We start from the raw sequence: 12,239 nt of genomic DNA on the forward strand, positions 1-12,239 counted from the left end.
GGCGGGGGCGGGAGGGTGGGGGGCCGGCGGCGGCCGGCGTCAGGAGCTGGCGCGGACGACCAGCTCGGTGGGCATCAGGGTGCGGTGCTCCACCGGGAGGCCCTCGATGCGGGCGACCAGCAGCTCGGCCATGCGGGCGCCCAGCTCGACTGGCATCTGGCGGACGGTGCTCAGGGCGGGCGCGGCGGTGCGGGCGAACATGTCGTCGTCGAAGCCGACGACGGCGACGTCGTCGGGGACGCGCCGGCCGGCCGCTCGCAGCGCCTCGTACGCGCCGACGGCCATCTGGTCGTTGGCGGCGAAGAGGCCGTCGATCGAGGGGTCGCGCTCGAGCAGTCGGCGCATCGCCTCGCGGCCGCTGTCGGGCGAGAAGTCGCCCCACTCGACGAGCGAGTCGTCCAGACCCGCGTCGGCGAGGGTGCGGCGCCAGCCGACGAGCCGGTCGACGCCCGGGGGCATGTCGGCGGGGCCGGCGATGGTGGCGAGGCGGCGGCGTCCGCGCTCGACGAGGTGCGCGGTCGCGGCGGCCGCCCCCTCGGCGTTGTCGACGTCGACGAAGTACGAGCCGCGCTCCTCCGGCGACAGCGGGCGGCCACCGAAGACGATCGGGAGCGAGTTGGCGAGAGCCGCATAGGAGTGGTCGCCCGAGTGGTGCGAGACGACGAGTGCGCCGTCGACGTTGCCGCCCAGGAGGTAGCGGCGGGTCTTCTCGCCGTTGGTCTCGGACGCGATCAGCATCGAGAGGGTGTAGTCGGTGTCGGCCAGGCGCATCGCCGCGCCCTGCACGATCGAGGCGAAGAACGGATCGGCGAAGACGCGCGCCGTCGACTCCGGGACGATCAGCGCGATCGACTGCGTGCGCCGCGACGCCAGCATCCGGGCGGCGCGGTTGGGCACGTAGTCGAGCTCGCCGATCGCCTTCTCGACCGCGGCGACGATGTCGGCGGCCACCTGCGGGGCGCCGTTGACGACCCGCGAGACGGTCGCGCGCGACACTCCGGCACGCGCCGCGACCATCTCGAGGGTGGGGGAGCGCCCCGCCTCGCGGCCGATCGATCCGTCGGCCACCGGTCAGTCCAGGAGCGACGCGGCGGAGCCGCCGAGCAGGCGCGAGTAGACGAGGCCGGAGTCCTTGATCGTGCGCTCCTGGGACTCGTAGTCGACGCGGACGATGCCGAAGCGCTTCTCGTAGCCCCACGCCCACTCGTAGTTGTCGAGCAGCGACCAGACGAAGTAGCCGCGGACGTCGGCGCCCTGGTCGATCGCGTCGGCGACCTTCTCGACGTGGTCGAGGACGTACTGGGTGCGGTCGACGTCGTGCACGCGGCCGTCCTCGACGACGTCGTCGTACGCGGCTCCGTTCTCGGTGACGTAGAGCGGAGGGAGGTTCTCGTACTCCAGGCCCAGGCGGGTGAGCAGGTAGCGCAGTCCGTCGGGGTGCACCTCCCAGTCCATCGCCGTGCGCGGCAGACCGCGGCTGGGGAAGGTGATGAACTCCGACCCCACGAACGGGGAGGCCGTCTCGCGGTCGGTCGCGACGGCGAAGTCCTCAGTGCCGACGGGGAGCGGGTGACCCGAGACGTTGTCGTCGTGGTAGTGGTTCACGCCGAGGAAGTCGAGCGGCAGCGAGATGAGGTCGAGGTCGCCGTCGACGATCAGCTCGTCGAGTCCGAGTCCGGCGACGTCCTCGAGCAGGTCCTCGGGGTACTCGCCGCGCAGCAGCGGGTCGAGGAAGATGCGGTTCTGCAGCGCGTCGAAGCGGCGGGCGGCGTCGAGGTCGACCTCGTCCTCGGGGTCGTCGGGGACGGCGTTGGAGAGGTTGAGCGTGATGCCGAGGTTCTGCGCGCCGAGCTGACGCAGCGTCGAGACGGCGAGGCCGTGCGCGAGGTGGGTGTGGTGGACCGCCGCGAGCGCGGCCTGCTGCGAGATCACTCCGGGGGCGTGCACGCCCGCACCGTAGGAGAGCAGCGTCGAGCAGAACGGCTCGTTGAACGTCGTCCAGTGCTGGACGCGGTCCCCGAGGCTCTCGTAGACGGCCTCGGCGTAGTCGCGGAAGCGCTCGGCGGTGTCGCGGTTCGTCCAGCCGCCGGTCTCCTCCACGGCCTGCGGGAGGTCCCAGTGGTACAGCGTCAGCCAGGGCAGGATCCCGGCGCCCAGCAGCTCGTCGACCAGGCGCGAGTAGAAGCCGAGTCCCTCGGCGTTGACGGAGCGGTCGCCCGGCTTCACCCGCGACCAGCTGACCGAGAAGCGGTACGAGCCCAGGCCCAGCTCCTTCATCAGTTGCACGTCGGCGGGCATGCGGTGGTAGTGGTCGACGGCGACCTCGGGGGTGTCGCCCTTCGCGACGGCGCCGGGGACGCGCGAGAACGCATCCCAGATGCTGTCCTCCTTGCCGCCCTCGTGGCCGGCGCCCTCGATCTGGGCGGCGGCCGTCGCGGAGCCCCACAGGAATCCGACCGGCCAGTCGCGCACGGCGAGGCGCTCGGCCCGGAGGGTCTGCTCAGCGAGGCTCGGCGTCTCGGTGGCGGGGGTGCGGGCAACGCTCATGGGCGACTCCTTCGGCTGGTACGGCCATCCTAAGACCTTCGATGGAGCGCTCTCTCGCCGCCGTACCGGCGCCGCGCCGAGATCTCGGGGCGGCGCCGGAGCGGTTCAGCTCCGCCGGTCGTCGGGCGCGGTCGGAGTCGTGCGGACGGAGTCGGTCCGCACGTCGGGCTCGATGCTGCCGGCGGCGAGATCCGCGCCCGCCCGGGCGGCGAGCTGCGGGTCGGTCCGGCGGAGCTCCTCGGCGCGCTCCTCGTCGGCGGCGAGGTCGTGCGCCTCCTGCATCGCCGACTTCGCGCGCAGCGGCGGCGTCCTGAGGAACCACGACAGCACGAAGGCGAGCAGGACCACTCCGAGGGCGACCGAGAAGACGGTCACGGTGGCGTCGTTGAAGCCGGTCAGGAACGGCGCCGACAGCGCGCGGTCGGCGGTGTTCAGGAACGAGGTGTCGCCGTCGAGAGCCGAGCCGATCGCCGAAGTGTCCTGCGACTGCAGGAGGCCGAGGATCTTCTCGTTCGCGGGATCGGCCAGGACCGCCGGGTCGGCGAGAGCGGCCTGCAGATCGGAGGCGATCGCCGGCTTCTGGAAGGCGCCCGCGATCGTGTCGGGGATGCGGGTGAACAGCACCGAGAAGATCACCGCGGTGCCCAGGGTGCCGCCGATCTGCCGGAAGAACGTCGAGGCGCTCGTCGCGACTCCCATGTTCGCCACGTCGACCGAGTTCTGCGAGGCGAGGGTGAGCGTCTGCATCATCTGGCCGAGTCCGAGTCCCAGCAGCAGCATGCCGCCCATCATGAACAGGACCGGCTTGTCGATCGAGACGAAGGTGAAATAGAAGAACGCGGCCGACATCAGGAAAGTGCCGACGATGGGGAACGCCCGGTAGCGCCCGGTGCGCGAGATGATCTGGCCCGACACGATCGAGGCGATCATGAGGCCGAGGATCATCGGGAGCATCAGGAAGCCCGACTCCGTGGGAGTCGCTCCGTTCACCAGCTGCAGGTAGAGCGGGATCGTCATCATGCCGCCGAACATGCCGAAGCCGACGAGGACGCCCAGCACGGTGGCCATCGAGAAGGTCGGCGAGCGGAAGAGCTTCAGCGGGATCAGCGCGTCGTCGCCCATCATCCGCTCGGCCGCGATGAAGCCGACGATCCCCAGGACGCCGACGATGTAGCAGACCCACGCGATCGGGGAGCTCCAGCCCCACTCGCGTCCCTGCTCCGCGATCAGCAGGAGGGGGCCGGCCGCGACGATGACGAGGGCCGCGCCCCACCAGTCGATGCGGATCGAGCGGGTGCCCGCGGGCTTGGGCAGGTGCAGGAAGCGGAGCACGACGACGAGCGCCACGGCGCCGATCGGCAGGTTGATCAGGAACACCCAGCGCCAGCCGGTGATGAACAGGATCTCGGGTGTGCCGGCGAGCAGGCCGCCGATCAGCGGGCCGACGACGCTCGAGACGCCGAAGACGGCGAGGAAGTAGCCCTGGTACTTGGCGCGCTCGCGCGGCGGGAGGATGTCGCCCATGACGGTCAGGGCGAGCGACATGAGGCCGCCGGCGCCCAGTCCCTGCACCGCGCGGAAGCCGGCGAGGCCGAGCATCGAGGTCGCGAACCCGGCCAGGAGGGAGCCGATCAGGAACAGGACGATCGCGATCAGGTAGAGCGGGCGCCGGCCGAAGATGTCGGAGAGCTTGCCGTAGATCGGGGTCGCGATGGTCGAGACGATCAGGTAAGCGGTGGTGACCCAGGCCTGCTGCGACAGTCCGTCGAGGTCGTCGGCGATCGTGCGCATCGAGGTGCCCACGATCGTCTGGTCGAGCGAGGAGAGGAACATCCCCGCCATCAGTCCGAAGATCACGAAGAGGATCTGGCGGTGCGACATGACCGCGCCGGAGGGCGTCGGTGCGGTCGGTCGGGAAGCGGAGTCGGCCATGGGTGTCCCCTCGTCAGGCGGGCGCCTTCAGGGCACGGCGGACCGCCGCGAACGTTGCGTGCTGCGCAAAGTTACACCGGGAGCCGACGCGCCTCCAGAGCCCGCGGCGAGCCTGAACGGGATCTCAGGAGGCGCGCGCGGGCGTCACTCCGATGCGGCGGCGGGCTCCTCGGTCCAGCCCGCCTCGCGGAGCGCGGCTCGGGCTTCGGCTCGGGCGGAGTAGGGCGTGCGGACGCCCTGGATGTCGCGGTAGTTCTGGTGCCCCGGGCCCGCCCAGAGGATCGAGTCGCCCTCCTCGGCGAGCGAGACGGCGACGCGGATCGCGCGCTTGGGGTCGTCGACCTCGTGGATCTCCCCGTTGGGACGCGCGGCGCGGGCGGCCTCGACGAGAGTGCGGCGGATGGAGGCCGGGTCCTCGAAGCGCGGGTGGTGATCGGTGACGACGAGCACGTCGCTGCCGGAGACGGCGGCCTCGGCCATCGCCGGCCGCTTCAGCGTGTCGCGGTCGCCGTCGGCGCCGAACACCATGATCACGCGGCCGCGGGTCACTCCGCGGACCGCCTCGAGCGTGTGCTGGAAGGCGTCGGCGCTGTGTCCGAAGTCGACGTAGACGGTCGGGCCGCGCTCGCCCGAGACGCGCTCGGTGCGACCGGGGAGCGAGACGTCGACTCCGCCGTCGCGGTGCAGAGCGGCGCGGATCTCGCCGAGCGGCCGGCCCGACTCGACCAGCATGACGATGGCGAGGGCCGCATTGGCCGCCATGTGGGCGCCGATGATCGGCACCGAGGTGGTGATCGCCCGCGACTCGCGGTTCTGGATGCGGAAGCCGGTGCGGCCGAACTCCTGCTCGAGGATCGTCACCGTCCAGTCGGCGTCGACGTCCGGGAGCGAGGTGATGGTCGTCACGGGAATGCCGGCCGTGTCGCGGATGCGGGCGCCGGCGGGGGAGTCGAGCGAGACGACGGCGCGTCGGGCCCGGTCCGGCTGGAAGAGCTGCGCCTTCTGGGAGAAGTACGTCTCCATGTCGCCGTAGTCGTCGAGGTGGTCGTGGCTGAGGTTCGTGAATCCCGCGACGTCGAAGACGACCCCGTCGACGCGGTGGCGGGTGAGCGCCTGAGCGCTGACCTCGATCGCCGCGGCTCCCACGCCGTCCTCGTGCATGCGGGCGAGCAGCGCGTGCAGCTCGGTCGCCTCGGGGGTGGTGAGGCCGCTCGTGATCGAGGTGTCGCCGATGTGGCGCTCCGCGGTCGAGCTGAGGCCCGGGACGACGCCGAGCTGGCGGAGGATCCCCTCGATCATGTGCACGGTCGAGGTCTTGCCGTTGGTGCCGGTGACGCCGAAGAGCACCGGCGCGCGCTCGGCCGTGCCGTACACGGCGGCGGCGACGGCGCCCAGGCGCGAGCGCGGGTCGTCGACGACCAGCACCGGCAGGCCCGTGGCGCGGGCGAGCTCCGCCCCGGCCTCATCGGTCATCACCGCGGAAGCGCCGCGCTCGCGGGCCTCGCCGACGAACTCGGCGCCGTGCCGGTTCACTCCGGCGAGCGCGACGAAGAGGTCGCCGGGCTCGACGTCGGACGCGGTCAGCACGACTCCGGTGACCTCGGCGTCGGCCGGATCGTCGGCCGGGATCTCGAGAGTGCGCGCGAGGGCCGCGAGAGGGACCGCGGGGGCGAGGCGGGGTCGGAGCATGGGGTCCTTTCGTCGCCGGGATCGTCGGTGCGGAGCCGAGGGGGCGGACTCGCGCGATCGCCGGTGCTGTCACCCACGCTAGGGGAGTCGAGCAGGTGAATCCTTGAAGGATATTCGAGGCGGGCCCGAAGATCCGGTCGCCGGGCGGCCGTCGGGAGACCTCGACGGACCCGCGTCTAGGCTCGGAGGATGACGTCGAGCGAGAACGAGACCCCCGGCGGACGTCCGGTGCGCCGGCGCGTACTGGTCATCGGAGGAGTCGCGGTGGCCGCGGGGGCGACCGCGTTCGGCGTCGGCGCGGCGATCGGAGCCGGTCGAGGAGCGTCGGCACCGACGGCGGGGGCGACCACTCCCACGACCCCGACGCCCAGTCCGACTCCTCCTCCCTCGGCCACGGCGACCCCGGAGCCGGTCCCGATCGCCACGGAGGAGCCCACGCCCACCCCGACGCCCGGCATCGACCTGTCGGCGAACTCCGTCGACGACGCGGCGAGCCCGTGGGTGGTCGTCAACAAGCTGCGGACGCTGAACCCGGTCGACTACGTCCCCGCCGATCTCGTCTACCCGGACGTCCGCTACGTGAACCGCCAGCCGATGCGGCAGGCGACGGCCGACGCGCTCGTCGCGATGGTCGCGGCCGCGTCGACGGAGGCGGGACTCGCGCTCGCCGTGCAGAGCGCGTACCGCTCCTACGAGACCCAGGTCAGCGTCTACGCGGGCTGGGTGTCGACCCGCGGTCAGGCCGGAGCCGATGCGACGAGCGCGCGGCCCGGGCACAGCGAGCACCAGACGGGCTGGGCCGTCGACGTGGTCGGCGCGTCCGGGACCTGCGCGCTGGAGATCTGCTGGGGGGACACCCCGGAGGGCGTCTGGGTGGGGGAGAACGCGCACCGCTTCGGGTTCCTCGTCCGGTACAAGCCGCAGAACACTCCGATCACCGGGTACGAGTCCGAGCCGTACCACCTGCGGTACGTCGGGACGGAGCTCGCGCAGCACCTGCGCGACACGGGAGTCGAGACGCTGGAACGCCTGTTCGGACTTCCGGATGCGCCCGATTACGCGCCCGGTTCGGTTTCCTAGGCGCTCTAGCGATCACATCCGGGCGTCCGGCGACGTGACACGCGCTGCTCGTTACCGTACTGTTACCCGGAGCGTTTCCGGACGACCCCCTCGTCCGAGCGCGACAGCCCCTTGACAGGGCCACCCCCCCTGTAGATCAGTGCGTCACCGTGCCGTCGCATCCCGAACCGTGAGATACCTCTGTGCCCCCCAGCTCCACCCGCTCCACCCCGACTCCGTCCCCCGCCACCCCCGAGGTCGTCGCTCCCGCCGCGACCGTCGCACCCCTGACCCGCCGCGAGGCCAGGGAGCGGGAGGGCCGCATCCGCCCCGCCGGCCAGGCGACCCCCGTGCAGGACCAGCGCTCGGTCCGCCCGTCCGCCGCCGTGCCGCCGCACCCCGTCGCCGAGACCGTCTTCGTCTCGCGTCGCGACCGTCGCGCCTCCGAGGGCCACCGCCAGCACCGACCGCGCGTCGAGCCCGCCCGTCGCGGCTCCGCGTTCCTCCGGCCCACGCGCCGTCACCTCGTGCTCGCGATGTCCGGCGGCCTCGTCGTCGTCGCCGTCGCCGCGGGGGCGAGCCTGACCATCGGCGGATCGGGGTCGTCCGAGTCCGCCGCGGCCAGCGCCTCGGGGACCGCGGCTCCGACCGCCGTCCCCACCACCGTCGCCGTGCTCCCGGCCACGACCGCCTCCGCCCGCGTCGTGCTGAGCGGCGTGTCGACCACCACCGGCACCGTCGCCGGAGGGACCGCCGTCACGCTGCAGGGCTCGAACCTCGACTCGGTCGCCTCGGTGCGCTTCGGCGAGGCCGAGGGCAGCGTCGCCGTCGAGAACCCCGATCGGATCACGGTCATCGCCCCGCCCGCCTCCGGTGAGGTCGAGGGCGTCGTGCCGGTCGCGTTCTTCGACGCGAGCGGCGCGCCGATCACCTTCGACGCCGTGACCGACGCCGCCGCGGCGGTCACGACCGACGGCACGCCCGTCGTGCAGCCGGCGATCGCGACGACGGCGCCCGAGCCGCTCCTCGCCGACCCGGCCGCGGACCTCGGAGCACCGACGCCCGAGCCGACCGCCACCGCGACAGCGACCGGTGTGCTCGCGACGACCAAGGTCGTCGCGTCGGCCATCACCTTCGCCTACACACCGGACCCCGCGATCGAGGCCGCGAAGGCCGCCGCAGCGCTCGACGCCAGTCGTCTGGCCTCGCAGCTCGACTACGTCGAGACCTACTGGAACGAGTACAACTCGGCGCAGTACGGAGTCATCGGCGGCAACGACTGCGTCAACTTCGCCTCGCAGTCCCTCATCGCCCGTGGCTGGAGCATGGACTCCGAGTGGAGCTTCTCGGCCGGCGGCGGGTACAGCTCGGCCTGGGCGTCCTCGACGGCGTTCAACTCCTACCTCGCCGCGCACCCCGAGCGCGCGACGCCCCTCGCGAACGACCAGCGCGACCAGGTCGAGGTCGGCGACGTCGTCCAGTTCGACTGGGACGGGTCGGGCGACTGGGACCACACCGGCATCGTCACGAGCGTGGACGGCGACACGGTCCTCTACGCCTCGCACACCGTGGACAACTTCGACCAGGACATCGACTCGGCCTCGGCCGGTCGGATCATGTTCTGGAGCATCTGAACGACGGAGGGCCGCCACCGCCTGAGCGGTGACGGCCCTCCGGGGGTCGAGAGAGTCAGTTCTTGAAGACGTCCTTGACGTCCTCGCCGACCTTCTTGGTGTGGGCCTTCGTCTGATCGGCCTGGCCCTCGGCCTCGAGGCGCTCGTTGTCGGTCAGCTTGCCGACCGCCTCCTTCGCCTTTCCGACCAGGTTCTCAGCGGCGTTGCGGATCTTGTCGTCGGCACCCATCAGGGGCTCCCTTCGTTCTGTTCTCGGATCCTCCGGCGAAGGCCGCTGGAGGGGTGGTGCAGCGAGCGCCGGAGGCGCTGCGCGGGTCAGGAGACGCGGTCCTCTTTCGAGAAGCCGGCGCGGGCGCTCGAGGCGACCTCGAGCACGACCGGCAGGCGGGCGCCGAGGAGCCGGTCGAGGCTCTCGACCTCCTCGTGGACCGCGTCGACCACGGTGCGGGGCGAGACGCCCGACCGGGGGAGGACGCGCACCTTCAGCGCGGTCGTCGAGCCGTGCTCGTACGCCGACACCGTCACGTCCAGCAGGTCACCGCGGCCGGCGAGCGCGTTCTCGAGGACGTCCTCGGCGAAGCCCGTGCCGAACTCCACGGCACCGGCGGGGCCGCCGTCGGCCGACGACTCGTCGCGCAGGACCGTGCCGGTGCGGCCGCGGCCGTGGGCGAGGGCGAGCACCAGGGCGAGCACGACGCCCACCAGGCACACGCCGACGATCGCGTAGAGCGGCCAGAGGACGGCGGCATCGCTCCAGGCGGTGCCGTCCTCGGGCGAGATCCGCGAGACGAGCGACGCCCCCTGGTCGGATCCGAACGCCGAGACGGCGTCGCGCACGGGCTGCGCCACGGCGACCAGGACGAGCCCTGCGGTGACGGCCGCGAGCACGAGGCCCATTACGAGCAGGACGAGGCGGTTGAGGAAGCGGTTGCTCGTGGTCATCAGATCCTCCCGGAGTCGGCGATGCGGACGGAGGCGCGGGTGGCGGGCTGCGGAGCGATGCGCTCCAGCTCCTCGTCGAGGGCCTTCTGCACCGCGTCGCGATCGACGCCGATGCCGGAGGCGGGCGTGATCGAGACGACCGCGGTGCGGCGGCCGATCGAGGCGCTGGTGTCCTCGCGGCGCGACCGCGCGATCGTCCGGGCCGAGCGGGCGAGCGCCGAGGCGATCACTCCGTCGTCGACCACGACCGCGAGGCGGTCGTCGGCGATCGTGTGCCGGGCGCGAGCACCGGGGGCGAGGGCCAGGACGAGCAGGATCAGCGCGAGCAGACCCGTGCCGATGGCGATGCCGATGAGCGCGCCGGTGGCGAGCTCCCCGACTCCGACGAGCGCGGCGAGCAGATCGGACGGCGTGATCAGCAGCGGAGTCGCGCCGAGGACGGCGAGCACCGCCTCGGTGCCGACGTACGCCGCGATCAGCGCGATCACGGTGAGGACCACGATCTCGGCGGCCGAGCGCGACCGGTGGGTCTCGCGCCGCAGGAAGCGGCCGTACCGGGCGTCGGGGGCGGCGTCGCGGGGGGACGATGCGGGGCTCATGCGACTCTCCTCGTGCTGCGGGTCCGGGTGCCGGTGACGCGCACGTCGACGCGGGTGACGGTGCGGCCGGTGAGGGCCTGCATCCGGGCGGCGATGCGGGCTCGGTCGCGGTGGAGGCGGTCGAGCAGGTTCCCGCCGTCGGCTCCGGGAGCCGAGACGGGATCGGGATCGACGACGACCGGAGCGGTGACGGCGAGCGCGAGGCCGCCGCGGTCGTCCGACAGGCGGACGCGGATCGCCGAGACCTCCACGCCGAGCTCCTCGTGCACGACGGCGAGCGCGGTGCGCTCGATCGAGCGGACGCTGACGGTGACGGTCCCCGCCACCGGCGCACCGGTGGCGGGCCGCGACTGCAGGTCGGTGGTCATGCGGTGCTCCTAGCGGGAGGTCGTGCGGCCGCGGAACACGTCCACGAGGCTGCGCACGTCGAGCGATCCGTCGAGCATCCGCGCGATCAGGACGCCCAGCGCCATGAAGACGGCGGTGAGGACGAAGCCCCAGAAGCCGAAGAGCAGGGCGGCGAACGCGAGGATCGCGCCGACGACCACGCCGAGGACGGTGCTGCGGTTCGAGGCGGCGGGGGGAGTGGGGACGCTCATCGGACGCGGCTCTCGGTCTCGGCGGAGTCGTCGTCCCCGGGGATGTGCACGTCGACGATCGCGACGTTGATCTCGGCGACCGCCATGCCCACGAGCTCGGTGATGGCCTCGGCGACGGCGTCGCGCACGCGGTCGGCGACGGTCTGCATCGGCACCGGGTAGGCGACGACGAGGGTCACGTCGACCGCGACCTGGGTCTCGCCGACCTCGACGCGCACGCCCTGGCCGTGGTCGTTGGCGCCGACGGCGGAGCGGATCGCTCCGAACGCGCGGGCCGCGTTGTTGCCCAGGGCGAAGACGCCGGGGACCTCGCGGGCCGCGATGCCGGCGACCTTGGCGATCACGGCGTCGTCGATGACCGTGCGGCCCTGGGCGGTGCCGGACACGGCGCCTCCGAGGCTCGTCACGGTGTCGACGGACGTGTCGACGCGGGGGGTGGAGGGGGTGCGAGTGCTGTCGCTCATGATGTCTCCTGTACGTGTCGTCGGCCGCGGGAGCGCGGTCGGGGATCGGGGGGCCCGGTCGGATCGACTTCGCAGTCTTGCTCGTCCGGGCTGTGCTTACATGAGTCAGACGGAGCCCGGAGGGCGATCGTCACGGTCCGGATCGGGAAATTTCCTGACCGTTGCCTGATAGTCGTCCGGCACGGTGCCGACGGCCGGAGGAGAGAGGGCGCCATGCCGGGTCTGGAGTCGGCGAGCGATGCGCTCCTCGCCGAGCGCTCGGCCGAGGGCGACGTCCGGGCCTTCGAGGTCCTGGTCAAGCGGCACCAGTCGATCCTCCGCGCGTACGCGTGGCGGCTGACGGGCTCGCAGGCCGATGCCTCCGACGCCGTGCAGAACGCGCTCATCACCGTGTGGGCTCAGCTGCCCCAGCTGAAGGAGCCGGCGAGCGTGCGCAGCTGGATGATGCGGATCGTCAGCCGATCCAGCGTCGACCTGATGCGTCAGCGCCGCCCCGCCGACGACGTCGACGCCGTCGAGCACCCCGCCGCGAAGGAGCCGGGGCCCTTCGAGGCCGCCGAGCGCTCCGACGCGATGAAGGCGCTCGCCGCAGCACTGGCCGAACTGCCGGAGTCCCAGCGCCAGTGCTGGCTGCTCCGCGAGGTGGGCGGCGAGTCCTACGGTGAGATCGCCGAGCACCTCGGACTCACTCCGACCGCCGTGCGCGGCAAGCTCGCGCGAGCCCGCGAGTCGCTCGTCGTGGCGATGGAGGACTGGCGATGAAGGACGTCCCCG

Annotated in this window: 13 protein-coding genes; 3 read left to right on the top strand and 10 right to left on the bottom strand. The window is 72.4% G+C overall.

The window, feature by feature from the left end; translation table 11 throughout:
• Positions 1-39: 39 nt before the first annotated feature.
• From ASF48_RS04165 to ASF48_RS04180, 4 genes are all read right to left on the bottom strand, one after another.
• Complete coding sequence (locus tag ASF48_RS04165) at positions 40-1,017, bottom strand: LacI family DNA-binding transcriptional regulator (RefSeq protein ID WP_055788903.1); 978 nt, start codon at positions 1,015-1,017, stop codon at positions 40-42.
• Between the two features lie 54 nt (positions 1,018-1,071).
• Positions 1,072-2,547 carry a GH1 family beta-glucosidase gene (locus ASF48_RS04170; protein WP_082480971.1) on the bottom strand — a complete coding sequence of 492 codons (1,476 nt, stop codon included), beginning with the start codon at positions 2,545-2,547 and terminating at the stop codon, positions 1,072-1,074.
• 105 nt (positions 2,548-2,652) lie between these two features.
• On the bottom strand, positions 2,653-4,479 hold the full coding sequence (locus tag ASF48_RS04175; protein WP_235577178.1) for an MDR family MFS transporter: 1,827 nt from the start codon (positions 4,477-4,479) through the stop codon (positions 2,653-2,655).
• 144 nt (positions 4,480-4,623) lie between these two features.
• Positions 4,624-6,168, bottom strand: coding sequence for a Mur ligase family protein (locus ASF48_RS04180; protein ID WP_055786851.1), 1,545 nt, complete (start codon positions 6,166-6,168; stop codon positions 4,624-4,626).
• A gap of 189 nt (positions 6,169-6,357) precedes the next feature.
• Here ASF48_RS04180 and ASF48_RS04185 point away from each other — a divergent pair, with 189 nt between their 5' ends.
• Entirely contained in the window at positions 6,358-7,248 is an 891-nt protein-coding gene (locus ASF48_RS04185; protein ID WP_055786854.1) for a M15 family metallopeptidase, read from the top strand.
• Between the two features lie 182 nt (positions 7,249-7,430).
• Positions 7,431-8,861, top strand: coding sequence for an amidase domain-containing protein (locus ASF48_RS04190; RefSeq protein ID WP_055786857.1), 1,431 nt, complete (start codon positions 7,431-7,433; stop codon positions 8,859-8,861).
• A 55-nt stretch (positions 8,862-8,916) separates the two neighbouring features.
• Here the strand turns inward: ASF48_RS04190 and ASF48_RS18885 are convergent, their stop codons facing one another.
• The 6 genes from ASF48_RS18885 to ASF48_RS04215 all read right to left on the bottom strand — a co-directional run bounded on the left by ASF48_RS18885 (position 8,917) and on the right by ASF48_RS04215 (position 11,465).
• The gene (locus ASF48_RS18885) at positions 8,917-9,090 is read right to left on the bottom strand and encodes a CsbD family protein (protein ID WP_082480972.1); all 174 of its coding nucleotides are present in this window, start codon (positions 9,088-9,090) and stop codon (positions 8,917-8,919) included.
• Positions 9,091-9,176: 86 nt separating this feature from the next.
• The gene (locus tag ASF48_RS04195; RefSeq protein ID WP_055786860.1) at positions 9,177-9,803 is read right to left on the bottom strand and encodes a hypothetical protein; all 627 of its coding nucleotides are present in this window, start codon (positions 9,801-9,803) and stop codon (positions 9,177-9,179) included.
• The gene (locus tag ASF48_RS04200) at positions 9,803-10,402 is read right to left on the bottom strand and encodes a DUF6286 domain-containing protein (RefSeq protein ID WP_055786863.1); all 600 of its coding nucleotides are present in this window, start codon (positions 10,400-10,402) and stop codon (positions 9,803-9,805) included. The genes ASF48_RS04195 and ASF48_RS04200 overlap by 1 nt, the downstream gene beginning before the upstream one ends.
• Entirely contained in the window at positions 10,399-10,770 is a 372-nt protein-coding gene (locus ASF48_RS04205) for a hypothetical protein (RefSeq protein WP_055786866.1), read from the bottom strand. Before ASF48_RS04205 ends, ASF48_RS04200 begins: the two co-directional genes overlap by 4 nt.
• A 9-nt stretch (positions 10,771-10,779) precedes the next feature.
• The gene (locus ASF48_RS04210; RefSeq protein WP_055786870.1) at positions 10,780-11,001 is read right to left on the bottom strand and encodes a DUF2273 domain-containing protein; all 222 of its coding nucleotides are present in this window, start codon (positions 10,999-11,001) and stop codon (positions 10,780-10,782) included.
• On the bottom strand, positions 10,998-11,465 hold the full coding sequence (locus ASF48_RS04215; RefSeq protein WP_055786873.1) for an Asp23/Gls24 family envelope stress response protein: 468 nt from the start codon (positions 11,463-11,465) through the stop codon (positions 10,998-11,000). Before ASF48_RS04215 ends, ASF48_RS04210 begins: the two co-directional genes overlap by 4 nt.
• A 213-nt stretch (positions 11,466-11,678) precedes the next feature.
• Between ASF48_RS04215 and ASF48_RS04220 the strand changes: the two genes are divergently transcribed.
• The gene (locus ASF48_RS04220; protein ID WP_055786875.1) at positions 11,679-12,227 is read left to right on the top strand and encodes an RNA polymerase sigma factor; all 549 of its coding nucleotides are present in this window, start codon (positions 11,679-11,681) and stop codon (positions 12,225-12,227) included.
• The last annotated feature ends 12 nt before the right edge of the window (positions 12,228-12,239 follow it).

Source organism: Rathayibacter sp. Leaf299 (assembly GCF_001423055.1).
In the GTDB taxonomy this organism is placed as follows: domain Bacteria; phylum Actinomycetota; class Actinomycetes; order Actinomycetales; family Microbacteriaceae; genus Rathayibacter; species Rathayibacter caricis.

Excerpts from the sequence above, each read along its gene's own strand:
- ASF48_RS04165 (WP_055788903.1), bottom strand. The coding sequence starts at position 1,017 with ATGGTCGCGGCGCGTGCCGGAGTGTCGCGCGCGACCGTCTCGCGGGTC.
- ASF48_RS04170 (WP_082480971.1), bottom strand. The coding sequence starts at position 2,547 with ATGAGCGTTGCCCGCACCCCCGCCACCGAGACGCCGAGCCTCGCTGAG.
- ASF48_RS04175 (WP_235577178.1), bottom strand. The coding sequence starts at position 4,479 with ATGGCCGACTCCGCTTCCCGACCGACCGCACCGACGCCCTCCGGCGCG.
- ASF48_RS04180 (WP_055786851.1), bottom strand. The coding sequence starts at position 6,168 with ATGCTCCGACCCCGCCTCGCCCCCGCGGTCCCTCTCGCGGCCCTCGCG.
- ASF48_RS04185 (WP_055786854.1), top strand. The coding sequence starts at position 6,358 with ATGACGTCGAGCGAGAACGAGACCCCCGGCGGACGTCCGGTGCGCCGG.
- ASF48_RS18885 (WP_082480972.1), bottom strand. The coding sequence starts at position 9,090 with ATGGGTGCCGACGACAAGATCCGCAACGCCGCTGAGAACCTGGTCGGA.
- ASF48_RS04195 (WP_055786860.1), bottom strand. The coding sequence starts at position 9,803 with ATGACCACGAGCAACCGCTTCCTCAACCGCCTCGTCCTGCTCGTAATG.
- ASF48_RS04200 (WP_055786863.1), bottom strand. The coding sequence starts at position 10,402 with ATGAGCCCCGCATCGTCCCCCCGCGACGCCGCCCCCGACGCCCGGTAC.
- ASF48_RS04205 (WP_055786866.1), bottom strand. The coding sequence starts at position 10,770 with ATGACCACCGACCTGCAGTCGCGGCCCGCCACCGGTGCGCCGGTGGCG.
- ASF48_RS04210 (WP_055786870.1), bottom strand. The coding sequence starts at position 11,001 with ATGAGCGTCCCCACTCCCCCCGCCGCCTCGAACCGCAGCACCGTCCTC.
- ASF48_RS04215 (WP_055786873.1), bottom strand. The coding sequence starts at position 11,465 with ATGAGCGACAGCACTCGCACCCCCTCCACCCCCCGCGTCGACACGTCC.
- ASF48_RS04220 (WP_055786875.1), top strand. The coding sequence starts at position 11,679 with ATGCCGGGTCTGGAGTCGGCGAGCGATGCGCTCCTCGCCGAGCGCTCG.